Origin of the sequence: Mesorhizobium prunaredense (assembly GCF_900156895.1) — a bacterium.
GTDB classification, from domain to species: Bacteria; Pseudomonadota; Alphaproteobacteria; order Rhizobiales; family Rhizobiaceae; genus Mesorhizobium; species Mesorhizobium prunaredense.
Genome location: NZ_FTPD01000023.1, coordinates 220,700 through 243,756, shown reverse-complemented (window position 1 = coordinate 243,756; position 23,057 = coordinate 220,700). Strand labels below are relative to the sequence as shown.

The 23,057-nt window shown below is 64.4% G+C and carries 21 protein-coding genes; 9 read left to right on the top strand and 12 right to left on the bottom strand.

What is annotated here, in order from left to right; translation table 11 throughout:
- Positions 1-4: 4 nt before the first annotated feature.
- The 3 genes from BQ8794_RS18800 to BQ8794_RS18790 all read right to left on the bottom strand — a co-directional run bounded on the left by BQ8794_RS18800 (position 5) and on the right by BQ8794_RS18790 (position 3,101).
- Entirely contained in the window at positions 5-1,150 is a 1,146-nt protein-coding gene (locus tag BQ8794_RS18800; protein ID WP_077380102.1) for a hypothetical protein, read from the bottom strand.
- Between the two features lie 29 nt (positions 1,151-1,179).
- The gene (locus tag BQ8794_RS18795) at positions 1,180-2,268 is read right to left on the bottom strand and encodes a hypothetical protein (RefSeq protein WP_077380100.1); all 1,089 of its coding nucleotides are present in this window, start codon (positions 2,266-2,268) and stop codon (positions 1,180-1,182) included.
- Between the two features lie 221 nt (positions 2,269-2,489).
- Positions 2,490-3,101 carry a thymidine kinase gene (locus BQ8794_RS18790; protein ID WP_077380098.1) on the bottom strand — a complete coding sequence of 204 codons (612 nt, stop codon included), beginning with the start codon at positions 3,099-3,101 and terminating at the stop codon, positions 2,490-2,492.
- A gap of 237 nt (positions 3,102-3,338) precedes the next feature.
- Here BQ8794_RS18790 and BQ8794_RS18785 point away from each other — a divergent pair, with 237 nt between their 5' ends.
- The 4 genes from BQ8794_RS18785 (at position 3,339) to clpS (ending at position 6,969) form a co-directional block, all read left to right on the top strand.
- Positions 3,339-4,286 (top strand): choline ABC transporter substrate-binding protein, encoded by a 948-nt coding sequence (locus tag BQ8794_RS18785; protein ID WP_077380096.1) that lies wholly within the window; start codon positions 3,339-3,341, stop codon positions 4,284-4,286.
- Between the two features lie 153 nt (positions 4,287-4,439).
- Positions 4,440-5,294, top strand: coding sequence for a choline ABC transporter permease subunit (gene choW / locus BQ8794_RS18780; protein WP_023799956.1), 855 nt, complete (start codon positions 4,440-4,442; stop codon positions 5,292-5,294).
- Entirely contained in the window at positions 5,291-6,472 is a 1,182-nt protein-coding gene (choV, locus tag BQ8794_RS18775) for a choline ABC transporter ATP-binding protein (RefSeq protein WP_077380094.1), read from the top strand. The genes choW and choV overlap by 4 nt, the downstream gene beginning before the upstream one ends.
- 191 nt (positions 6,473-6,663) lie before the next feature.
- Positions 6,664-6,969, top strand: a complete 306-nt coding sequence (gene clpS / locus BQ8794_RS18770; RefSeq protein WP_029349886.1) for an ATP-dependent Clp protease adapter ClpS — start codon at positions 6,664-6,666, stop codon at positions 6,967-6,969.
- A gap of 145 nt (positions 6,970-7,114) precedes the next feature.
- On the opposite strand, the gene BQ8794_RS18765 is transcribed toward clpS, so the two are convergent.
- Genes BQ8794_RS18765 through BQ8794_RS18750 form a run of 4 tightly spaced genes read right to left on the bottom strand, consistent with a single transcriptional unit; the run spans position 7,115 to position 13,964 of the window.
- A complete protein-coding gene (locus BQ8794_RS18765) occupies positions 7,115-9,202 on the bottom strand; it encodes a hypothetical protein (RefSeq protein ID WP_077380092.1) in 2,088 nt (695 codons plus the stop codon).
- A 3-nt stretch (positions 9,203-9,205) separates the two neighbouring features.
- On the bottom strand, positions 9,206-12,049 hold the full coding sequence (locus BQ8794_RS18760) for a DUF4159 domain-containing protein (RefSeq protein ID WP_077380090.1): 2,844 nt from the start codon (positions 12,047-12,049) through the stop codon (positions 9,206-9,208).
- Positions 12,046-12,960, bottom strand: coding sequence for a DUF58 domain-containing protein (locus tag BQ8794_RS18755; protein WP_077380088.1), 915 nt, complete (start codon positions 12,958-12,960; stop codon positions 12,046-12,048). Before BQ8794_RS18755 ends, BQ8794_RS18760 begins: the two co-directional genes overlap by 4 nt.
- Positions 12,960-13,964 (bottom strand): AAA family ATPase, encoded by a 1,005-nt coding sequence (locus BQ8794_RS18750; RefSeq protein ID WP_077380087.1) that lies wholly within the window; start codon positions 13,962-13,964, stop codon positions 12,960-12,962. The genes BQ8794_RS18755 and BQ8794_RS18750 overlap by 1 nt, the downstream gene beginning before the upstream one ends.
- Positions 13,965-14,112: 148 nt before the next feature.
- On the opposite strand from BQ8794_RS18750, the gene BQ8794_RS18745 reads away from it, so the two are divergent.
- The 3 genes from BQ8794_RS18745 (at position 14,113) to BQ8794_RS18735 (ending at position 16,701) form a co-directional block, all read left to right on the top strand.
- A complete protein-coding gene (locus BQ8794_RS18745; protein WP_077380085.1) occupies positions 14,113-14,742 on the top strand; it encodes a DUF1285 domain-containing protein in 630 nt (209 codons plus the stop codon).
- A 61-nt stretch (positions 14,743-14,803) separates the two neighbouring features.
- On the top strand, positions 14,804-15,436 hold the full coding sequence (locus BQ8794_RS18740; protein WP_077380083.1) for a CoA pyrophosphatase: 633 nt from the start codon (positions 14,804-14,806) through the stop codon (positions 15,434-15,436).
- Entirely contained in the window at positions 15,433-16,701 is a 1,269-nt protein-coding gene (locus BQ8794_RS18735) for a CCA tRNA nucleotidyltransferase (protein WP_077380081.1), read from the top strand. The genes BQ8794_RS18740 and BQ8794_RS18735 overlap by 4 nt, the downstream gene beginning before the upstream one ends.
- Positions 16,702-16,832: 131 nt before the next feature.
- Here BQ8794_RS18735 and BQ8794_RS18730 read toward each other — a convergent pair whose 3' ends face one another.
- The 3 genes from BQ8794_RS18730 to hemF all read right to left on the bottom strand — a co-directional run bounded on the left by BQ8794_RS18730 (position 16,833) and on the right by hemF (position 18,687).
- Entirely contained in the window at positions 16,833-17,018 is a 186-nt protein-coding gene (locus BQ8794_RS18730) for a DUF1059 domain-containing protein (RefSeq protein ID WP_023799945.1), read from the bottom strand.
- A gap of 247 nt (positions 17,019-17,265) precedes the next feature.
- Positions 17,266-17,526: a DUF1344 domain-containing protein gene (locus BQ8794_RS18725; RefSeq protein WP_027151030.1), complete on the bottom strand. Its 261-nt coding sequence runs from the start codon at positions 17,524-17,526 to the stop codon at positions 17,266-17,268.
- Positions 17,527-17,772: 246 nt separating this feature from the next.
- A complete protein-coding gene (hemF, locus tag BQ8794_RS18720) occupies positions 17,773-18,687 on the bottom strand; it encodes an oxygen-dependent coproporphyrinogen oxidase (RefSeq protein WP_077380079.1) in 915 nt (304 codons plus the stop codon).
- A 107-nt stretch (positions 18,688-18,794) separates the two neighbouring features.
- Between hemF and BQ8794_RS18715 the strand changes: the two genes are divergently transcribed.
- Entirely contained in the window at positions 18,795-19,052 is a 258-nt protein-coding gene (locus tag BQ8794_RS18715) for a hypothetical protein (protein WP_006202578.1), read from the top strand.
- Positions 19,053-19,210: 158 nt separating this feature from the next.
- On the opposite strand, the gene soxR is transcribed toward BQ8794_RS18715, so the two are convergent.
- Positions 19,211-19,663, bottom strand: coding sequence for a redox-sensitive transcriptional activator SoxR (gene soxR / locus BQ8794_RS18710; protein WP_077380077.1), 453 nt, complete (start codon positions 19,661-19,663; stop codon positions 19,211-19,213).
- Between the two features lie 160 nt (positions 19,664-19,823).
- On the bottom strand, positions 19,824-20,282 hold the full coding sequence (locus tag BQ8794_RS18705; RefSeq protein WP_077380075.1) for a tRNA (cytidine(34)-2'-O)-methyltransferase: 459 nt from the start codon (positions 20,280-20,282) through the stop codon (positions 19,824-19,826).
- A gap of 883 nt (positions 20,283-21,165) precedes the next feature.
- Between BQ8794_RS18705 and BQ8794_RS18695 the strand changes: the two genes are divergently transcribed.
- Positions 21,166-23,040, top strand: coding sequence for an ABC transporter ATP-binding protein (locus BQ8794_RS18695; protein ID WP_077380073.1), 1,875 nt, complete (start codon positions 21,166-21,168; stop codon positions 23,038-23,040).
- Positions 23,041-23,057 lie beyond the last annotated feature (17 nt).

The following is a 23,057-nucleotide window of genomic DNA, read 5'->3' as shown; positions in this document are numbered from 1 at the left end:
ACGGTCAGACGTCACTGATGACCTGCCCTTTGGACAGGATGTGGACCTTGTAGCCGGAAAAGATCTTCTGCGCCTCGCCGGCGGCGTAGAGTGCCTGGTAGGCCTCATGCGGGATCAGCGCATGCTTCTCGTAGCTCGACACGCCTTGCCGCGCGGCCTCCAGATCGTCGGTGTCGATGAAGAATTCCTGCGTCGCCTTCTCGCTCGAAAACAGACCTTTGCGGCCGGGCTTTTCGGACTTCGAATAGACCTCCTGGATGGTCCAGGTCAGCAGCCAGGCGTTTTCCGGCTTGCGCACCTTGTCCAGAATGTCGGTGACCGTCGAATTGTTGTCGGTGATCCCGGCCGAATAGAACGGGCCGAGCACGACGCGGCGCAGTTGCTTGGGGTGGAGTTGCTCGAAATCCTTGTCGAGGTTGACCGCGATGGTAGCCGGCGACAGCGTATAGGCGGAGTTCTTCTCGGTGAAGTCGTCGAAGCGGTGCGCAAGCTCGGGATTGAGCAGTCCTTCAACGGGAAGCGGAATGTCGACCTTGTCGTTGAGCTTGCCATTGCGGTCGACAAGCTGCCCGATCATCTCTTCGGAGGAATCCTCGACAGTCACCATGTAGACCAGCGGCAGGTTGGCGCTGCCGTCGAAGGCGGCCCAATGGACGAGGTAGTAAGGCCGTCCGGTCTTCGGATTGACCGAGACTTTTGCCGTCTGCGCCAAGGTGAACGGCCCGAAGGTCGTCTCGCTCCTGACGCCCTCCAGATAGAGCCGCTCGGCCATCGACTTCTGCAGCGCCTCGGGGAATTCCTTGTGGCGCAGGATGAAATCGGCCATTTCCTCGCGCAACTCGTCGGCCAGCGGTATGTTGGCGAGACGCGTATCTGCCTGGCGGCGGTCGTTTTCCAGTTCGAGCACGTTCTGGAAGACCGGAAAGCCGCTTTCGGCGCGCGAGATGCGGAACGTCTCCATGAAGCCCAGCCGGTTGCGCCAGCAGGAAAACGAGTTGTCGAGCCGCGCGATGTATTCGGCGACGATCTTGGCGACGATGCCGTGCCGGTAGAGCGGCGAGCGATCGTCGCGCATGAACACTTCGAGGCCGCTGAGCGCCGCCGTGATCGCCGAGAAATAACGCGTTGCCGCTTCGTTTTCGGGGGTCATGCAGCCAGCCCTTGGAGCGGGTGCAGCAATTACGACTGCACGTAGTTTGCCGCATTGTGCTTTTTCAGCACGTCGTCGAAGCGGCGGGCAAAGGCATCGTCGGCCAGCTTCTTGCGGCGCTGGATGTCGGCGGTCGCCACCATGTTCTTCTCGTGCATTTCGAGGAGATCGCCAATGTGCTTCTGCGAGGCCGCGCCGATGCCGGCCATGGTTTCCTCGGCGGTGTTGTCGACCTGGCTGCCCAGCGTGTTGATCTTGTGGGCGACGTCCTGCTGGGCGGCGGTCTTCAGCGAATCTTCCAGGGCCTTGTAGAGCACGATGCGTTGTTCGGTATCGATGGTCAGCTTGTTGATCAGCGTCGACTGCGCCGCGATCTGGTTGTTGAGCGAATCGACGAAGGTCTGGAACATCGAGGTGTAGCGCTCCAGCGTCTGGCTTTCGGCCAGCAGCTCCTGCTCCTTGGCCTGCTTCTCGTTGTACTCGGTGGCGAGTTTCGAACGCTCGCCTTCAAGCTCGGTGCGCTCCTTCTGGCTGGTCGAGGCGGCGATCTTGTTCTCGATGTCGAGCAGCATCGGATTGAGCTCCTCGATGCGCTTCTGCACGGTCTCGAGATTCGACATGGTCGCCTTGCGGCGCTCGATCACCTGCGACAGGCTGGCCTCGGAGGTCTTGTAACGCTGGTCGAGGATCTGCTTCTGCGCCTTGAGGATGCCGACGATGGTGTCGGATTTCGCCAAAAGCTCCTGCAGATTGCCGGCCAGCGACATGTTGCGGACGCGGTCGGTGCGCATTCGCTGCTTGCTCTGGTCGGAAAATATGCCGACGAAGCTTTCCCAGCCGGTGTAGTTCTTCATGCTCTCGAATTCGGCGCCGAAGACGTTGGTGGCGTCCTCCAGCCCGATGATCAGGTCGGCGATGTTGCCTTCCATCACCTTCTGCTGCTTCAGCACATCCTCGATGCGGGCGTTCTCGAGGTCGAAATTGGCGTCGCCGATCTTCTTGTCGGTCTTGGCAAGCGTGTCGAGCACGGCGCCGGACTGCTCGATCTTGGTGCGCATGTCCTGCACGACCTGATTGGTCTTGGCAATTTCGGCATCGAAATTCTGCAATGTCGCCATAGGAGCCTCCCGCTTCGGCAATTGTTCGTGTCGCGAACGCCGCGAATATATGTATGGCAAGGGGGGAAGGAAAGGCGGAAGATGCCGCGATACCTCAAACAAAACCCGACCCATCGGCCTGCCTTCCAACGCTGGTGATTGGCGAAAAGCCGAAGCGACACCCGATCTCCCCCCTTGCGGGCCCTTGCGGGGGAGATCGGCAGCTTCGCCGACGGCGCTGGTCAGGCTTTGGTGAACCCGATGAAATCGTCGGGCGCGGCGCGGCCCATTTCTTCTTCCCAGTGGCGGCGGCAGAGCGAGACATAAACATCCTTGCCGATCGCCACCTGTTCGCCCTGTCTCGCCACCTTGCCGTCCGCGCCGAGGCGCACAACCATCGTCGCCTTGCGGCCACAGCGGCAGATGGTGCGCACCTCGCGCAGATCGTCTGCTATCGCCAGGAGCGCGCGCGAGCCGGAAAACAGCTTGCCCTGGAAATCCGTGCGCAGGCCATAGCACATCACCGGGATGTTCAACCGGTCGGCGATGCGGGCAAGCTGCCACGCCTGCTCCTCCTCGAGGAACTGCGCCTCGTCGACGAAGACGCAATGCACGGTCGTGTGGTCGTGATGCTCGGCGACCCGGGCGAACAGGTCGTCGCCGTCGCGGAACATCTCGGCCTCCGTCTCCAGGCCGATGCGCGACGAGATCAGCCCGGTGTCGCCCTTGCGGTAGTGGCCGGCGACGAACAGCATCGTCGTCATGCCGCGCTCGCGGTAATTGTAGGAGGCCTGCAGCAGCATCGTCGTCTTGCCGGCATTCATCGTCGCGTAGTGGAAGTACAGCTTGGCCATGCCGCCCCTTTTAAGCCGAGTTGTCCCGGCGCGGGGAGGGGGCGTCCCGACGTTCCACCGGAAAAGCGCCTGGCCACCGGAAAAGCGGCGAATCTGTCGCTGGTCGGCCAGCCCGCGCCGTTGCTCGCGATTGTCTTATCGCTTGAAACCGCACCAGAATGGTGTTTGGCTGACGAAACAAGGCGGAGACAAAACCGCAATTTCGCTTCGCCGATAGATCACAATGGGAGAATACAGATGTCGCGTATGAAACTATTCGCCGCCGGCTTCGGTCTGGCGGCATTTCTTTCGGCGAGCGGCGCACTCGCCGCCGAGCCGGAAAGCTGCAAGCCGGTGCGTTTTGCCGATGTCGGCTGGACCGACATCACCGCCACCACCGCTACCGCCAGCGTCATCCTCGAAGCGCTCGGCTACGAGCCCGACGTGCAGGTGCTGTCGGTTCCGGTCACCTATACCTCGCTGAAGAACAAGGACGTCGACGTCTTCCTCGGCAATTGGATGCCGACCATGGAAGCCGACATCAAGCCCTATCTCGAAGACAAGTCGGTCGAGACGGTCGTGACCAACCTCGAAGGCGCGAAATATACGCTCGCCGTTCCGCAGCACACCTATGACGCCGGTCTCAAGGATTTCGCCGATATCGCCAAATTCAAGGACAAGCTCGACGGCAAGATTTACGGCATCGAAGCCGGCAATGACGGCAACCGCCTGATCCTCGACATGATCACCGCCGACAAGTTCGGCCTGAAGGATTTCGAGCTTGTCGAAAGCTCCGAGGCCGGCATGCTGTCAGCGGTGCAGAAGGCGGCCGCATCGGGCGAAGACGTGGTCTTCCTCGGCTGGGAGCCGCATCCGATGAACGCCAACATCAAGATGGCCTATCTGTCAGGTGGCGACGAAGTGTTCGGCGCGAATTTCGGCGGCGCGACCGTCGCCACCAATGTCCGGGCCGGCTACACCACCGAATGCCCGAACGTCGGCGCGCTGCTCAAGAACATGGTGTTCTCGCTCAAGATGGAAAACGAGATCATGGGTGCGATCCTCAATGACGGCGCCGACCCGAAAGCCGCGGCCACCGAATGGCTCAAGGCCAATCCGGACGCGATGACACCATGGCTCGCCGGCGTGACGACCTTCGACGGCGGCGACGCCGCGGCCGCCGTGAAAACCGCACTGGGTTCGTAGCAGGCTCCCCTTGCGGGGAGGTTCGGCGCGGCACGCGCCGCGGTTGGGATGGTTCGGAACGGAGCATAGCCGTGACCATCCCACCCCGCTAGGCTGCGCAGTTCGACCCACCCCGTCAGGGGAGAGGTGAAGAAGAATGAGGGGACATTTGCCATGGATCCGGTTTCGCAACTGATTTCGAGCTTCAAGATCCCGATCGGGCGGTGGGGCAAGACCTTCTTCGACTTTCTGACCACCAATTTCGAGTGGTTTTTCGACAGTATCGCCGACGGGCTCACCGTCGTTCTCGACGGGCTGGTCGATCTTTTGCTGCTCGTCCCCCCGGTTCTCCTGGTCGCCGCCATAGCCGGGCTTGCCTGGTACCTGCAGAAATCATGGAAGCTGGCGCTTGCTGTCGCGCTCGGCCTGCTCTTTATCGTCAACCAGGATCTCTGGCAGGAAACCGTCGAGACGCTGGTGTTGGTCGTGGGCGCTGCTGCGGCCTCGATGGCCATCGGCGTTCCGATCGGCATCTGGGCGGCGCATAACGAGCGCGGCTACCGCTATCTCCAGCCAGTCCTCGACCTGATGCAGACCATGCCGACCTTCGTCTACCTGATCCCGGTGCTCATTCTCTTCGGCCTCGGCATCGCTCCCGGCCTCATCGTCACCGTCATCTTCGCCGCTCCTGCGCCGATCCGCCTGACGCATCTCGGCATCACCTCGGTGCCGAAACCGATGATCGAGGCCGGCGAAGCCTTCGGCGCGACAAAACGCCAGTTGCTGTGGAAAGTAGAGCTGCCGGCGGCGCTGCCGACCATCATGGCGGGGCTGACGCAGTGCATCATGCTCTGCCTCTCCATGGTCGTGATCGCTGCGCTCATCGGCGCCAACGGCCTTGGCAAGCCGGTGGTGCGCGCGCTGAACTCGGTCAATATCCCGCTCGGCCTCGAAGCCGGCCTCGCCATCGTCGTGCTCGCCATCATCCTCGACCGCATCAGCCGCATCGGCACGGGAGCCGCCAAATGAGCGCCGCGGTCGATTTCAAGAATGTCGACATCGTCTTCGGCGCGGCGCGCAAGGAAGCGCTGGCACTCGTAGACAGGGGCGCGACGCGTCAGGAAATCCTGGAAAAGACCGGCGCCGTGCTCGGCTGCGCCGGCGCCAATTTGACCGTCAACGAGGGCGAGATTTCCGTCCTGATGGGCCTCTCCGGCTCCGGCAAATCGACGCTGCTCCGCGCCGTCAACCTGCTCAACGTGCCGGCGCGCGGCAACGTCATGGTCAAGGACGGCGACCGCATGATCGATGTCGCGGCCTGCGACGCCGCCACGCTGCGCCACATCCGACAGACGCGGGTCGCCATGGTGTTCCAGCAGTTCGGCCTTCTGCCCTGGCGCACCGTCGCGGAAAATGTCGGCTTCGGCCTCGAGCTTTCGGGCGTGCCCGAAGCCGAGCGCAAGGCGCGCGTCGAGCGCCAGTTGAAGCTCGTCGGCCTCGACCAGTGGGCGTCGAAATACGCCCACGAGCTTTCCGGCGGCATGCAGCAGCGCGTCGGGCTGGCGCGTGCGTTTGCCACCGAAGCGCCGATCCTGCTGATGGACGAGCCGTTCTCGGCGCTCGACCCGCTGATCCGGACCAAGCTGCAGGACGAATTGCTGCAGCTTCAGGCCGAGTTGAAGAAGACCATCATCTTCGTCAGCCACGATCTCGAGGAGGCGCTGAAGATCGGCAGCCACATCACCATCATGGAAGGCGGGCGTATCGTGCAGACCGGCGCGCCGGAAGACATCGTGCTGCGCCCCGCCAACGACTATGTCCGCGACTTCATCGCCAATGTGAATCCGCTCTCGGTGCTGACTGCCTGGAACGTGATGCGCGACCGCCGCGACCTCGACCACGGCGAGGACGGCTGGGTATGGCTCGACCGCCGCAAGACGACGCGTTTCAAGATCGACGCGCACGGGCTGGTGGCGGCGGCCGAGCGCGACGGCAAGCCGGCGTTCTGGGTGTCGTGCGCCGATGTCGAGGCGCAGCCGGAGGAGACGACGCAGGTCTTCTGGGCCAATCCCGGCACCTCGCTGAAGACGGTGATGCTGGCCATGCACCGCTCGCAGACCGCACCCGTGGCGCTGTTCGACGACCAGTCGCGCTTCGTCGGCGCCATCGGCATCAGGGACGTGCTGTCGGCGGTGTTGCGGCGGTAGCTATTTTCTAAACGAAACGGCCCGTATCGTTTCTTCGCGGTCTGCGCGGCTTGGCGGCGGTCCCATATGGGCACGGACTTGTGAACGGCCGCGCCCGCCGGGAAGGCGGTTTGCGGGCGGTCCAAAATGGACGATCGCTTTCGTCCATGTCAGAATAAAAGCGAAATTCTTGCGCACAATTGCCGGTTCCGATGCCTGAAATCGTCACAAAACCCCGCACCAAAACGAAGCCGCAAATCGAACGGCCGAAGCTCTACAAGGTCATCCTCCTCAATGACGATTTCACGCCGCGCGAGTTCGTGGTGACGGTGCTCAAGGGCGAATTCAAGCTGAGCGAGGACCAGGCGCGGAGGGTGATGATCACCGCGCACCAGCGCGGCGTCTGCGTCGTCGCCGTCTTCACCAGGGACGTCGCCGAGACCAAGGCGACACGGGCGACCGATGCCGGCAAGGCCAAGGGCTACCCGCTGATGTTCACGACGGAACCGGAGGAGTAGTGCTCCTCCCTCGCCCCGTTTACGGGAGAGGGAAGCGAAGCCCGGCCCGCCGGGCGGAGCAGGGTGAGGGGCAGCGCGATGTTTGAAGAAAACTCCGCAGCCTGCGCCGCCCCTCATCCGCCTGCCGGTGACGGGGAGAAGGGAGCTACCGCCCCTCGCGGTACCACATCGAGCCCAATGCCAGAAGCAGCAGGCCGAGGCCTAGGAACCCGCCGAACAGTGGCACGCGCGAGACGGCCTTCAGCACGCTGTCGTCGGTGGTGCGCAGGCCGATCCAGTCGTTGCCGGCCGCCGCGCCCGTGGAGCGGACCGGGACGACCGACGGCAGCGTGACGCCGCCGGCGAGATTGCCAAGGGTCGACGATTGCGCCAGCCGGCGCACGCTGCCGCCGGTGGCCTCGGCCGGGGCTCTCAGCCGGTTCTCGGTGGAGACGACGTCGGTGAATTCCGGTGCGTTGACCGGGCCGACATGGGCAAGCGCTTTCAGGTCGCCATTGCCGACCTGATAGAGGCCGATCTCGCTGGTCTCGATGCTGCCCAGGAAGACGCCGGGTTCGGCTCTCTCGAGCTTGACGGTCATCGCCTTGCCGGACGGGGTGATGATTTGCGCCGGGCCGGGATCGTCGCTCATCGTCTGGCGGCGGATTTCCAGCATCATGCCGCGGCCGTCGGCAGTCAGCCGCTCCTCCTCGAGTTCGGGCTCCTTCATCAGCCAGTGGGCGATGCGGCGATAGAGCTGGACATGCGGGCCGCCGCCCTCGAAGCCGCGCGCCCACAACCAGCCCTGGTCGGACAAGAACATGCCGACGCGGCCTTCACCCTTGCGGTCGAGCAGCAGCAGCGGACGGTTGTCGGCGCCCTTCATCACCGCCTCGCCCCCGGGGTTCTCGACGCCGATGGTGCGGAACCAGCGGCTCCAGTGCGGCGGCTCGGTGGCGGAGCCGTCAAGCCCGCGCGTCACCGGATGGCGCTGGCCGAGCTCGGTGAGGCGCGGATAAAAGGCCTTTTCGACGACTTCGCCGGTCGGCATCGCCGGCAGCGCCGACATCAAAGGCGTGCGGGCGATGGAACTTTCGCCGGCATATTCGGGTCCTGCCGCGATCAGCAGCGCGCCGCCCTTTTCGACATATTCGGCGATGTAGTCGTAATAAAGGACCGGCAGCACGTCGCGGTGCTGGTAGCGGTCGAAGATGATCAGGTCGAAATCCTTGATCTTCTCGACGAACAGTTCGCGCGTCGGGAAGGCGATCAGCGACAATTCGTTGATCGGCGTGCCGTCCTGCTTTTCCGGCGGCCGCAGAATGGTGAAGTGGACCAGATCGACCGAGGCGTCGGATTTCAGCAAATTGCGCCACGTGCGTTCGCCGGCGTGCGGTTCGCCCGAGACCAGCAGCACGCGCAAATTCTCGCGGATGCCGTCGATCAGCGCGATGGCGCGGTTGTTGGTGTCGGTGAGTTCGTCGGGCTCGGGTTCGATGGCGAGTTCGACGATGTTGCGGCCGGCGCCGGGAATGGTCACCTGCAGCGGCATGGCCTGGCCGATGGTGGCGCGCTCGACCGAAACCTGCTCGCCATTGACCGAGACGCGCACATCGACCGAGCCGGCCTCGTTGTTGGTGCCGATGACGCGATAGGTCATTTCCAGCGGCTTGCCGACCAGACCGAAGCGCGGCGCATTCTCGAAGCGGATGCGGCGATCCTTTTCCTGGTCGTTGCCGGTGATCAGCGCGTGCAGAGGGGCGTTGAAGTCGGGCGTGCCGCCTGGGGCGTCATGCACCTCGCCGTCGGTGATCATGATGGCGCCGCCGATGCGCGAAGGCGGGACGTCGCGGAAAGCGCTCTCAAGCGCCCCGAAAAGCCGCGTTTCGGTGCGCTCCTCGGCGGCTTCCGACTTGCCGGCCTCGACGACACGGACGTCGAACTGCTTGAAGCGGCCGAGACGCTGCTGAAGCCCGGCCAGCGCCTCGTCGGTCTGCTTGGTGCGCTCGCCAATGTCCTGGCTCTGGCTGCGGTCGACGACGACGGCGACGACGCTTTTCAGCGCCTCGCGCTCTTCGTCGAGCAACACCGGGTTGAGCAGGGCCGCAGTCAGCGCCAGCAGGGCGGCAAAACGGAAGACTGCGCCGCGCTGGCGAAACCACAGGCCGACAAATGCCAGCAGCAACAGCGGCGCCAGCACCAGGCCGAGCAGCGGCCAGGAGATGAGCGGTTCGAAGGCGAGCGACAAGTTCATGGCTTACTGCCCCAGCCGTTCGAGCAGCACCGGCACATGCACCTGATCGGATTTGTAGTTGCCGGTCAGCATGTACATCATGATGTTGACGCCGGCGCGCAGGGCATAAATGCGCTGCATCGGATCCGACGGCACAGTCGGCAAAAGCGGGTCGCCGTTCTCGTCGACCGCCCAGGCGCCGGCGAAATCATTGGCGGTGATCATGATCGGCGAGACGCCGTCGCCGGTGCGTACCGGGCGGTTCTCGGTGTTGCTGGCTTCGAGCGACGCCGCGACCCAGAGCGGGCCACCGGCGAAGCGTCCGGGAAACTCAGGCAGTATGTAGAAGGATTTGGTCAGCACATGGTCCGACGGCACCGGCTCCAGCGCCGGCACGTTGAGGTTGCCGAGGATGTCGCGCAGCCGCTCCGTCGCCGGGCTGGCCTGCTCCGCGCCGATGCCGGTGGCGAACTGGTCGCGCGTGTCGAACAGCACCGTGCCGCCCTGCTGCATATAGGCGTCGACGCGGGCAATCGCGGCCTGGCTCGGCATCGGTGCGGCAGGGTCGATCGGCCAGTAGATCAGCGGATAGAAGGCAAGCTGGTCCTTCGAGATATCGACGCTGGCAGGCGCGCCCGGCTCGAGCGCGGTCTTCTCGATCAGGAAGCGGGTCAGGCCTTCCAGCCCGGCCTGGCTGATCGAATCGACGCTCCGGTCGCCGGTCTGCACATAGCCGATCCGGGTCTTCGAAATGTCCTCGATAGCCCGCTCATCACCGGGTTTGGCGTCGCCAGGTTTGGCATCGTCGGCGCGGGCGATGTCGGTGTGGCCGACCAGGGCGCCGAGCGCAATCAGCAGGGCCGCGGTGGTTGCGGCGGCTGTGCCGGCGCGGCGCCGCGGCCGGCGCGATAACAGGCCGCCCATCCAGAACACCGCCAGCGTGTCGAGCACCATCAGCAGGAGAGCTGCCGCCACCAGTGGGCCCTTCAAATTGTGCGATTCGTCGAAAGCGTACTGGATGGTGGTGACCGGCACGGTGATCTGAGGACGCACCAACGGTGCGAAGCTGCTTTCGGCATTGAGCAGATTGTGAGCGATGACGCCGGTGTCGGAGCCGTACAGGCCGGGCGGATTCTCGAACGTCACCGGCAGCGGGCCGGCACCCGGCACCAGCGGCCGTGCATCCGGCGTCGGCGGCACCAGCGTGCCGTCGGCTGATATCATGCGGTAGGGCGCCAGCGAGGCGGCGGCGGCTTCTGCATTGGCGACCGCCGCGCCCTGGTTGCGCGACAGTTGCACGATGCGGCGCAGCATCTCGACGAAGCTGCCGGAGATCGGCAGGTTCGACCAGGTCGCCTCCGGCGTGACATGAAACAGGACAAGCGTGCCTTTGCCCTTCTTCATCCCGGTCACCAGCGGCGTGCCGTCGGCAAGCGTGGCCCAGCTGCGCTCGACGATATCGGGCGTCGGCTCGGCCAGCACCTGCCTGGTGACGGTGACCTCGGCGGGCGGTGCGAGATCGGCGAAGGGGCCGGTCTTCGGAAAATCGGTGACCGGCTGCGGCGTCGTCCACGACAGCGCGCCGCCGAGCGAGCGCTCGCCGGTGCGCAGCCTGACCGGCAGCAGGTCGTCGTCATTGCCGGCGGCGACCAGCCGCGAGCCGGCGAACCGCACCAGCGTGCCGCCATTGTCGACCCAGTCGACCAGCCTTTGCCGCACCTGCTGCGGAATGGTGCCGACATCGGCCATGACGATCATCGCCGGCTTCTGGTCGAGGAGCTGCGGGATGGCGTCGGCAAGGTCGGCGCTCGACGGCTCGGCCAGATCGGCGAAGGGCTGCAGCGCGCGGCGGATGTAGTACAGCGGCGACAGAAGCGGCTGCGCCTGGTCGGCTTCGGCCTGCGACAGCAGTCCGACGCGGCGGCGCTTGGAACTCTCGTCGAGCACGCGGACGGCGCCGGCCTGCCGCTGACCGTCGAGCGCGATCGAGGCGAAGTCGTTGCGCAGCTCGAAAGGCACCGCCATCGTGCCGGTGGCGGTGGATTCGCCCGGCGAGAAGGTCAGCGTGGCGTCGGCGATGCGGCGGCCCTTGTCGTCGAAGGCGCCGGCGATCACCTGAGCCGGCGCCGGATCGCCCGGTGGGCGGATGGTGGTCAGCTCGAAGCCGTCCACCTGGTTGTCGGCGCCAGTCAGGCCGATCAGGCCAGGCCGGTCGGAGGCGGCCCAGACGACACGGGCGGCGTTCTTCGACAAAAGCGTGTTGAAGGCGGCCTCGTCGCCTTCCGCCGCCAGACCGTCGGCGAGCACGGCGACGCTGGCGCCCGGCAAGCTCTCCAGGGTTGCCGCGACGCGGGCGTAGACGGCCGGGCGGTCGGTCGGGATCGGCCGCGGCTTTGCTGCGCGCAGCCGGTCGAGCGCGGTGGCGGCGTCGAACGGGCCGATCTCGGCATTCGGTTTTTCGGCGGTGAAGGCGATGATGACAGGCACGTCGTTGGAGCTGGCATCGGCGATCAGCCGTTCGGCAGTGGCGACGCGCTGGCCCCAGTCGGCGGCACTTGCCCAGTTATTGTCGATGACCAGCGCAAGAGCGGCGCCCTCGGCCGGCAGTCTTTCACGCGGGTTGAACACAGGTTCGGCCAGCGCCGCAACGATAAGGGCCGCCATCAGCAGCCTGAGCAGCGTCAGCCACCACGGACTCTGTTGCGGGGTCTCCTCGCGCTTCAGCACGCGGGCCAGGATCTTCAGCGGCGGGAAGACCTCGGTCTGCGGCTTGGGCGGGGTGAACCGCAAAAGCCACCAGATCACCGGCAGGGCCAGAAAGCCCCACAGCACCATCGGCGCCCCGAAGGAGAGCGGCAGCCAGCTCATCCGCGGATCCTCCCGGCTGAGCTGCCATCGACGGTCATCGCCATGTGGACACGCACCAGCGCATCGGAGGCGAGGCGGTCGGTGTGGTTGACGGTAAAGCTCCAGCCGAGGCGCTTGCACCAGTCGGTCAGTTCCTGGCGGCGGGCGATGTAAAGCAGTCGGTAGTCATCGCCCAGCGTTTCGGCGCGGCCGGCGGTCAGCTTGTCGCCGGTCTCGGGATCGGTGAATTCGGTGCGGCCGGCATAGGGGAATCTCTCCTCGGCCGGGTCGGCGACCTCGATCAGATGGGCGCGCACGCCGTGGCGGGCGAGCACGTCGAGCCAGGCTATGGTGTCCTCGACCGGGTCGAGGAAGTCGCTGACGATGACGATGTCGCAGAAGCGGCGGATGGCGGACAGGTCGGGCTTTGCCGGCAGCTCGCCGGCATGGCTGAGTTGTGCTGCGATCCGCTCGGCGCCGTTGCGGGCGGTGAACGGATCGGTCAGCCCGGGCCAGGCGATGCGCTCGCCGCTGCGCGACAGAAGCTCGGCCATGGCCAGCGCCAGCACCAGCGCTCGGGACTCCTTCGAGACGGTGGCGCCGGTCGATTTGTAGAGCATTGAAGGCGAGGGATCTGCCCACAGCCACACCGTATGGGCGGCCTCCCATTCGCGGTCTCGCACATAGATGTGGTCGTCGCGGGCCGAGCGGCGCCAGTCGATGCGCGAGGAGTCGCCCTCGACATAGGGCCGGAACTGCCAGAAATTCTCGCCGATGCCGCGCTTGCGGCGGCCGTGCCAGCCGGCGATCACCGTGTTGACGATGCGACGCGCCTCGACCAGCAGGTCCGGCACCAGCGAAGCCCGCAACCGGCCGCGGGCGAGCGCGTCACGCGTCGCCGCCGGTGCCTGGGCCTCGCCTATACGCGCCATCAGATGCCTTTTGCCAGTTTCGCCACCACGTCGCGCACGGTCGTGCCCTCGGCACGGGCGGCAAAGGTCAGCGCCATGCGGTGCTGCAGCACCGGCTCGGCCAGCGCTCTGATATCGTCGATCGACGGTGCCAGCCGTCCGTCATAGAGGGCGCGGGCGCGGGCGCACAGCGTCAGCGACTGGCTGGCGCGCGGGCCCGGGCCCCAGGCGACGTGCTTGTCGGTCTCGGCATTGCCCTGGCCGGGGCGCGCCGAGCGCACCAGCTGGAGGATCGCCTCGACGACGCTTTCCGGCACCGGCATGCGGCGAATGAGGGTCTGGATCTCCTTCAGCCGCGCCGGCTGCAGCACGTTCTGCGCCTTGGCGTCCTCAATGCCGGTGGTCTCCAGGAGGATGCGGCGCTCCGCCTCGATTTCCGGATAGAGGATGTCGACCTGCATCAGGAAACGGTCAAGCTGCGCCTCGGGCAGCGGATAGGTGCCCTCCTGCTCCAGCGGATTCTGCGTCGCCAGCACGTGGAAGGGCGCCGGCAGGTCGTGGCGGACACCGGCAATGGTGACGTGGTATTCCTGCATCGACTGCAGCAGCGCCGACTGGGTGCGCGGCGAGGCGCGGTTGATCTCGTCGGCCATCAGCAGCTGCGCGAAGATCGGCCCGGAGATGAAGCGGAACGAGCGCTTGCCGAATTCGTCCTGCTCCATCACCTCCGAGCCGAGAATATCGGACGGCATCAGGTCGGGCGTGAACTGGATGCGGCGGGAATCGAGGCCGAGAACGATGCCCAGCGTCTCGACCAGCTTGGTCTTGGCGAGGCCGGGCACGCCGACCAGCAGCGCATGGCCGCCGGCGAGCAGCGCCACCAGCGTGCGTTCGACGGCGCTTTCCTGGCCGAAGATGACGCGGCCGACGCCCTCGCGAACCCTGGAAATGTCGGCCAGCGCCGTCTCGGCCTGGGCGATCATGTCCTTTTCGCTGATCGGGCTTTCCTTGATCATCACGCTCATGCAGCATCGATCCTTCTCGTTGGAAATACCGGCTTGCAGCTTCGACGCCACACAGAGTGCCGCGATTCGGCCTCGCGTGGCGCCTGTCTTTGAACTTAAATCACAGACTTAGGCTGACAAGCGGAACAACAGTGACTATTTCGTGACCATGACAGAACGCGCCGACGATCGTGAAGGAAGTTTGACGACCGCGACCGAGGCGCGCGGATTGGAGGCGCTGATCTCGCGTGCCGCCCGCGCGGGCAAAGGGCCGGCGCCGGTGGATCGTTGGAATCCGGCCTTTTGCGGCGATCTCGACATGGAGATCAGGCAGGACGGCACCTGGTTCTACCAGGGCACGCCGATCGGCCGCATGCCGCTGGTGCAGCTGTTTTCCTCCGTGCTGCGCAAGGACGAAGACGGGAGGACCTACCTGGTGACGCCGGTGGAAAGGGTCGGCATCCGCGTCGTCGATGCGCCGTTCATCGCCGTCGAGATGGATGTTTGCGGCACCGGCGATGGCCAAGTCATCACCTTTCGTACCAATGTCGGCGACGTGGTCGAGGCCGGACCGGAGCATCCGGTGCGCTTTGTCGACGAGGAGGCGACTGGCGGCCTGAAACCCTATGTGCTGGTGCGCGGACGGCTGGAGGCGCTGGTGGCGCGGCCGGTCATGTATGAATTGGTCGAGCATGGCGAGGAGATCGAGGTCGGCGGCCGAAGGATGTTTGCGGTCCGCTCGAAGGGTGCGGTCTATCCGATCATGCCGGCGGAAAAACTGCAGCGGCTGAGCGCATGAGAGGGCAGCGCCAAATGGACCGGGGCCAAATGAACCGGGGCATGATGGACCAGGTGACGCTATGGACCAAGTGACCGGGGCGCCGTTTTCGGCCGCGGATTTTCGCGCCCGCGTCGCGGCGCAGCCGCTGGCGCATGCCGCCGACGATTATGGCGACCATCGCTTCAACCCCGGACATCCGCGTTTGAAGCCCGCAAAGGCGCTGCGCGATGCCGCCGTGCTGATCCCGGTGGTCGATCACGGACGCGACGCCACGGTTCTGCTGACCAAGCGGGCGGAAAAGCTGCGCAACCATTCGGGGCAGGTGGCCTTTCCCGGCGGCACGATCGATCCTACCGACCCGAGCCCGGAGGCGGCGGCATTGCGCGAGACATTCGAGGAGATCGGGCTTGGTCAGGACCGGGTCGCGATCATCGGCCGCATGCCCGATTACGTCTCCGGCAGCGGCTACCGGATCGCCCCGGTGCTGGGAATCGTGCGGCCGGATTTTTCACTGACGCTGAATTCCGAGGAGGTCGACGCCGCCTTCGAAGTGCCGCTGCGCTTTCTGATGGACCCGGCCAACCACGGCCGCGACAGCCGCATGTGGAACGATCTCGAATGGGTCTTCTACGAAATGCCCTATGACGGACAACGCATCTGGGGCGTCACCGCGGGCATCATCCGCACGCTCTATGAAAGGCTCTATACGTGAGCGGCCGAGTGTCGCTCGCGGGCAAAGCCGACTGGCTCGGGGAACGGCATTTGCAGCGCCTGCTGGCGGCGCTGGCGGATGGCGGCGAGGAGGCGCGCGTCGCCGGCGGTGCGGTGCGCAATGCGCTCATCGGCCAGCCGGTCGCCGACGTCGATATCGCCACCACGACCGTGCCTAATGAGACCATCCGCCGCGCCGAGGCGGCGGGTTTCAAGGCCGTGCCGACCGGCATCGAGCACGGCACCATCACGATTGTCGCCGGCGGGAAGCCGTTCGAGGTGACAACGCTGCGCGCCGACATCGAGACCGACGGACGGCGGGCAAAAGTGTTGTTCGGGCGCGACTGGAAGGCCGATGCGGAACGGCGCGATTTCACCATCAACGCGCTCTATGCCGAGGCCGACGGCACGATCGTCGACCTGGTCGGCGGCATTGCCGATATCGAGGCGCGCCGGCTGCGCTTCATCGGCGATCCGGAGGCGCGCATCCGCGAGGATTATCTGCGCATCCTGCGCTTTTTCCGCTTCTTCGCCTGGTATGGCGACGGCCGGCCGGATGCCGAAGGGCTGAAGGCTTGCGCCCGGCTCAAGGAGGGGCTTGGCCAACTCTCGGTCGAGCGCGTCTGGTCCGAACTGAAGAAGCTGCTGTCGGCCCCCGATCCATCGCGCGCCCTGCTGTGGATGCGCCAGGCGGGCGTGCTCACCAGCGTTCTGCCGGAGAGCGAGAAATGGGGCATCGATGCGATCCATGCGCTGACCAGGGCCGAGAAGGATCTCGGCTGGACGCCGGACCCACTGCTCAGGCTGGAAGCGATCGTGCCGCCGGACGCAGCGCGGATGAAGACGCTCGCCGAGCGGTTGAGGTTCTCCGTCAGCGACGCCGGTCGTCTCAGGCAGTGGGCGCTGACAGCGCCCGTCGAGCCGAAGACGACCGAAGCGGAACTCGCAAAACGGCTCTATCGTGGCGATCGTCAAGGCCTTGTCGATCGCTTGCGGCTGTCGCTCGCTTCCGCTCGAGCCCGCGCGGTCGAGGACAACGACGCGCTGCTCGAAGCTGGCGGCTTCTCGCGGCTGCTGGCCTTTGCCGGAAAATGGAAAAAGCCCGACTTTCCGCTCAAGGGCGCCGATCTGACGAGGCTTGGCGCGTCGCCCGGGCCAAAACTCGGCGCAACCCTGAAGAACCTCGAAAACGAGTGGATCGAATCCGGCTTTGCGCTGGATCGCGGCGCACTTCTCAAGCGCGCCGCAGAAGCACTCGAAAACTGATGCATGTCGCGCAAAAGCACGGCCTCGGGCTTGAACCGAGGATGCGCAGCGGTTTTGCGATAACGACATGCACAAAACGGAACTTAAAGCGCGTCGCATGAATCCCTTCAAACGCGACGCGCTTTAGGCAATCAGGCCGCGTCGCGAGCCTTTTCGATGCGCGAACGGATCGCTTCGATCATCGTCTCGCGAATGATCGTCTCGCCATGCGTCTCACGCATGTGCTCGACCGCACGACGCATGATCTCGGCTTCCTCGTCGGCGCGCGTATGCCAGTCACAACCCGGAACGAGCGAGCCGCAGTGGAATTCCTTCATCGGATTTCTCCCTTTTCCTCCTCGAAGCGCCGCATCTGCTCTGACACGGAAGCTCCAGCACCTTTGATCGACGCATGATCTCTGTCGGAAACCGGTTCGGTATACGGGTCATGCGCTGGCCGAACCAGCATAACACGATCGGATGGTTTTGGTTGCTGCAGAGACCGAAAAAGGCGGAGCATCGCTGCTCCGCCCTCTTGACGCTACCCCGGAGGCAAGACCTCGTCTTGCTCCAGCGGGCAGGCCATCACTTCACGATCCTGACTGCCTCGGCAATTTTGTGCTTGCCGCTCATGTCCCACGAAACGCGGACCTTTTCGCCGGCCTTCAGGCCAGGATTCTTGAAGGCCTTGGGCAGCGTAAAGGTAGATCCGTTATCCAGAACAAGGCTCATCGCCGTTCCATCATAGGTCTTGACCGTGCCCGTGGTGTGCTTGACCGCTGCGAAGGCAGCGCCACCAGAGGCAAGGACGGCAGCAGCCGCAACCGACATTATAAGCTTGCGCATGGCATGCTCTCCTGGAAATGAAGGCACCATTTTTGGAAGGTGCCCCACTCAATCATGGGCCGTCCGGTCGCGTCGGGTCGCGGTTCCAGGGAGGCAAGAACCGCCGGCGTTTCCCGGCCCGTAACGAAAAATAGTCCTGCTTTTTCAAATGGATATTAGACGAAAAAGAAATTATGCGCGCCACATTCGCCGCCAGAATCCTGCGATTTGGACCTGATTGCGACTCACATCCAACTCACCGAGATTTTACGGCCATTTCACCTCTGGCGGCAGGCTGGACAGGATCGCGGCAACGTTGCCGCCGGTCTTCAGCCCGAAGATGGTGCCGCGATCGTGAAGCAAGTTGAATTCGACATAGCGGCCGCGGCGAATGAGCTGTTCTTCGCGGTCGCCGTCGGTCCAGTTGTCGTTGAAATTGGCCCGCACCAGATGCCCGTAGACGACGAGAAAAGTGCGCCCGACATCCTGGACGAAGTTGAAATCGGCGTTCCAGCCGCCTCTGTCCTCGTCCGAATGAAGCCAGTCGAAGAAGATGCCGCCGGTGCCGCGCGGTTCGTTGCGGTGCGGCAGATAGAAATACTCGTCGCACCAGGCCTTGAATGTCGCGTGGTCGGCGACGCCAGCGTGCTTCTCGCAGGCAAATTGCATGGCGCGGTGGAAGGCGACCGTGTCCGGGTCCTCCTGGCTGCGGCGACGGTCGAGCACCGGCGTCAGGTCGGCGCCGCCGCCGAACCATTGGCGCGAGGTGACGACCATGCGCGTGTTCATGTGCACCGCCGGCACGTTGGGGTTCCACGGATGGGCGATCAGCGAAATGCCGCTCGCCCAGAAGCGCGGGTCTTCCTCGGCGCCCGGCATCTGCTTCCTGAACTCCGGCGAGAACTCGCCATAGACCGTCGAGGTGTGGACGCCGACCTTCTCGAAGACGCGGCCGCGCATCATCGACATGGTGCCGCCGCCGCCCTTGCCGGCGTCGCGCTCCCACGGCGTCTTTTCGAAGCGGCCGGGCGACCATGAAGCCTGCGGCCCCTGCAGGTCCTGCTCGATCTGCTCGAAGGCGGCGCAGATGCGCTCGCGCAGCGTCTCGAACCACAGCCGCGCCTTCATCTTCTTCTGCTCGATGTCGGCCGGCAGCCCCGCCGGTATTTCGGGTCGTTGCAAATGCTGTCTCCGGTTGTCGGGCGCGTACCCCGACAAATGACTCGTCTTTTCCGGCCGCGATCCCTAATCTCTTAGGTGCAAGGGTCAAGTGTGAATGGAGCTCTTTCGTGCGCACCCCGGCAAGACCGCCGCTGGATGGCCTGAAGAAGAGGCTCGACCGTTCGCGCGCCGAGCGCGAACGCATGCCGCGCGACGGGTTTTTGCGCGAGACCTTCGTCCTGCCGCGCTCCGATGCGCGGCTCAAGGCGAAGGAATGGTTCGAGCGCTTTCCCAAGCAGGCCTACTGGACCGAGATCGAAAGCTGGTTCGAGCGGCCGGGCGACGTCATCGAATTCACCATCAGGCGATTGCCGGCGGCGGATTAGAACCTGGCGGGACGTACCTTCCCCAGGGCAAATTGCCAAGGCCGGCGCTGCCCCTCATTGTCCTGCCGGACATTTCTCCCCGTATAGTGACGGGGAGGACACCGTCGTCAATGGTTTCGCCAATCAGCAACGCCGCAGAATTGAGGGCAGCGCTGACGTCAGCGGGATGAAGGGACCACTAGTCTTCTAGCCCCAGTCCCTTCCTTCGCCAGCCGGTCGCCCTTGTTCCGCAGCGGGCATTTGTCGATCGACATGCAGCCGCAGCCGATGCAGTCGGTCAGCCCGTCGCGCAGCTTCTTCAGCTGGGCAATCTTGCGATCGAGTTGGTCGCGCCAGGCGGTTGAAAGCACATTCCAGTCCTCGCGCGTCGGCGTGCGGCCTTCGGGCAGGGATGCCAATGCCTCGCCGATCTCGGCCAGCGAGATGCCGACCTCCTGTGCCACCTTGATGATCGCCACCCGCCGCAGCACGTCGCGGCCGTAGCGCCGCTGGTTGCCTGATGTGCGGTGGCTGCGGATCAGTCCGCGCGCCTCGTAGAAATGCAGCGCCGACACTGCGACCCCGCTGCGCGTGGCCACGTGGCCGACCGTCAATTCCGTCACCGCAGCCATTTGAATTTTCCGCTTGACCTCAAGTTAAGTTGGGCTTGTAACGAAGAAACCCTTGATATGCAAACCGCAGGAGAAGGCGATGTGCGCCTGGGTAAGAATGACAAGAGACGGTGCAGTCGTCGGCCAGAAAGCGGCCATGTTCGCTGCGCCTCTGCAAATCCTATCCGAGCTGCCGAATCGCCTCGCCGGCCACCATGGCGACGGAAAGCGCGACGTTGATGCTGCGCGCGCCCGGCTGCATCGGGATGATCAGTCGCGCATCCGCCGCCTCGTGGACAGGATCCGGCACGCCTGCGGATTCGCGGCCGAACAAAAGAATGTCGGCATCGGCGAAGGCGAAATCCGTATAGGCGGTCGCGGCTCTGGTCGACAGCAGCACCAGCCGCCGCGCTTCGCCTCTGCGCCAGTGCTCGAAGCCTTGCCAGTCGACATGCCGGGTCAGCGCCGCCATTTCGAGATAGTCCATGCCGGCCCGTTTCAGCGCCCGGTCGGAGAGCGGGAAGCCGGCCGGTTCGATGATGTCGACGCCGAGACCGAGGCAAGCCGCGAAGCGCAGGATTGTCCCGGTGTTGCCGGCGATATCCGGCTGGTAGAGCGCGATGCGGAGACGGTTGTTCATTTCCGCATCCTTCTAATAAGTGGCAGATCGGCCACAACAGGTTCGCGGTTTTGGAAATTTCTGGACCGGCGGGTGGTCATTTTCTGCGAAGTCGGTTATACGCCGGGCATTGTCAACCCGAACCGATGGAGGGGTAATTCATGATGATCATGCACAACCAGCGCCCCTCATGTGGGCTTACCAGCCTGCCGGCGGTTTCGGTTCGACGATTCTCCTGACCTTTTAGACTTCGATCGCACCGATTCTTAGCCGAAACACTTTTTCGGTCTTCGAAGGAATCCTGCGATGTTTTTCAAGCTGTCGAAGGGGCTGAACGCCCCGCCTGAGCACGCTGCTGTTCAACCCCCGCCTTTCGCCGGCCATTCACCTGCGAACAGGCCGGATTTTTTTCCCTATTTTCACATGGAGGACGGACCGATGTTCGATCCCTGCAAAATTCCCGGTTCAAGAAACCTGCACGAGCGCAGGATGGCGACCTGGGCGCTTTTGGTCGGCGAAACCTACTCGTCGGCGGTTCACGCCGAAACCCGCCGGCGCCCGCATCGCGGCATGCTGCCGGACGTCGATTTCTCGCGCGCGGTTCCCGACCGCAGCCGGCCGTCGCTGGTGCGCCGGATCATCAGGCTGATCCGCCCTGGCGCAAAAACCGGCGCGAAACTCCGGGTCGTCGACACAGCGCTGTCAGGATCGTCAAACGAGCCTGTCGGCGAAAAGCCCGCAACATCCTATATTGGGCGAAGCAGGATCGGCGGCCCGGGTGATTCCGGGACGCCGGTCTTTGCTGCCACGCGACCCATGACGCTACCCAGGACGCCATGCGCTCCCAGGACGCTACACGCTCCCGCGCGGCGAGAGCGAAAACGAGCATGTGAGTACCAAGACAATGTTCCGCTGGTTTGAAACAAGGCTCGATCCGTTCCCTGCCGAGGAGCCGGTCGAGCCGCCGAAGACGCTGATCGCCTTCTGCGTCCACTATACGCGCGGCGCTTGGCCCTACATCGCAATCGATGCGATGCTGGTGACGGCTATCGCCCTTGCCGAGGTGTGGATGTTCGGCTTCATGGGCCGGATCGTCGACTGGCTGTCGGTGCAGAATCGCGAGACATTCCTGCAGACCGAGGGCTGGAAGCTCGCAGGCATGGCTTTCATCGTGGTTTTCGCGCTGCCGGCGACGGTCTGGTTCCATGCGCTCCTCAACCAGCAGACGCTGATGGGCAACTATCCGATGCGTATCCGCTGGCAGGTGCATCGCTACCTGCTCAAGCAGTCGATGGCCTTCTACCAGGACGAGTTCGCCGGACGCATCGCGACCAAGCTGATGCAGACGGCGCTCGCCGTACGCGAATGCGTCATCAAGCTCATCGACGTGCTCAATTATGTCGTGGTCTATTTCCTCGGCATGCTGTTGATTGTCGGCTCGGCCGACTGGCGGCTGGCGGCACCGCTTGCCGTCTGGCTTGCCGGCTATGTCTTGCTCCTGCGCTATTTCATCCCGCGATTGGGCAAGGTCGGCGAGGAGCAGGCCAACGCGCGCTCGACCATGACCGGCCGCGTCGTCGACAGCTACTCCAACATCCAGACGGTCAAGCTGTTCTCGCATGCGCGGCGCGAGGCGTCCTTCGCCCGGGAAGGCATGGCCGGCTTTCTCGATACGGTCTACCAGTCGATGCGGCTGGTGACGCAGCTCTATGGCCTGCTCTACGTCCTGAACTCACTGCTGTTGTTTTCGGTCACTGCGATCTCGCTGTGGCTGTGGCTCGGCCAGGTAGTGACGATCGGCGCCGTCGCCCTGGTCATCGGCCTCGTTCTTCGGCTCTGGGGCATGTCGCAATGGATCATGTGGGAGATGTCCACCCTGTTCGAGAATATCGGCACGGTGCAGGACGGCATCAGCTCGATCTCGCTGCCGCGCGTCGTCGAAGACAGGCCGGGCGCCAAGGACATTGTCGTGACCAAGGGCGAGATCCGTTTCGAGGACATCCGCTTCCACTACGGCAAGCAGAAAGGCATGATCGAAAGCCTCTCGCTGACGGTGAAGCCGGGCGAAAAGGTCGGCATCGTCGGCCGCTCGGGCGCCGGCAAGTCGACGCTGGTCAACCTACTGTTGCGCTTCTACGACCTTGAAAGCGGCAAGATCCTGATCGACGGCCAGGAAATCGCGGCGGTGACGCAGGATTCGCTGCGCGCCCAGATCGCCATGGTCACGCAGGATACCTCGCTGCTGCATCGCTCGGTGCGCGAGAACATCCTTTATGGCCGACCGGACGCCAGCAACGAGATGCTGGTCGAGGCAGCACGCCGCGCCGAGGCGCTCGATTTCATATCAAAGCTTTCGGACGCCAGTGGCCGCACGGGTTTCGATGCGCATGTCGGCGATCGCGGCGTCAAATTGTCCGGCGGCCAGCGGCAACGCATCGCGATTGCCCGTGTTATGCTGAAGGACGCACCGATCCTCATCCTCGACGAGGCGACGTCTGCGCTGGATTCAGAGGCCGAGGCGGCGATCCAGGAGAACCTTTACAAACTCATGCAAGGCAAGACCGTCATCGCCATCGCACACCGGCTCTCGACCATCGCGGCGATGGACCGGCTCGTCGTCATGGACAAGGGCCGCGTCATCGAGGAGGGTTCGCATGAGCAACTCGTCGCCAGCGGCGGGCTTTATGCGCAGCTTTGGCAGCGTCAGTCGGGCGGCTTCCTGCTCGACGAGGGTGCGGCCGCCAACGAATCCATCGTCAAGGGTCAAGCAGCAGAATGACGGGCAGCAGAATGATG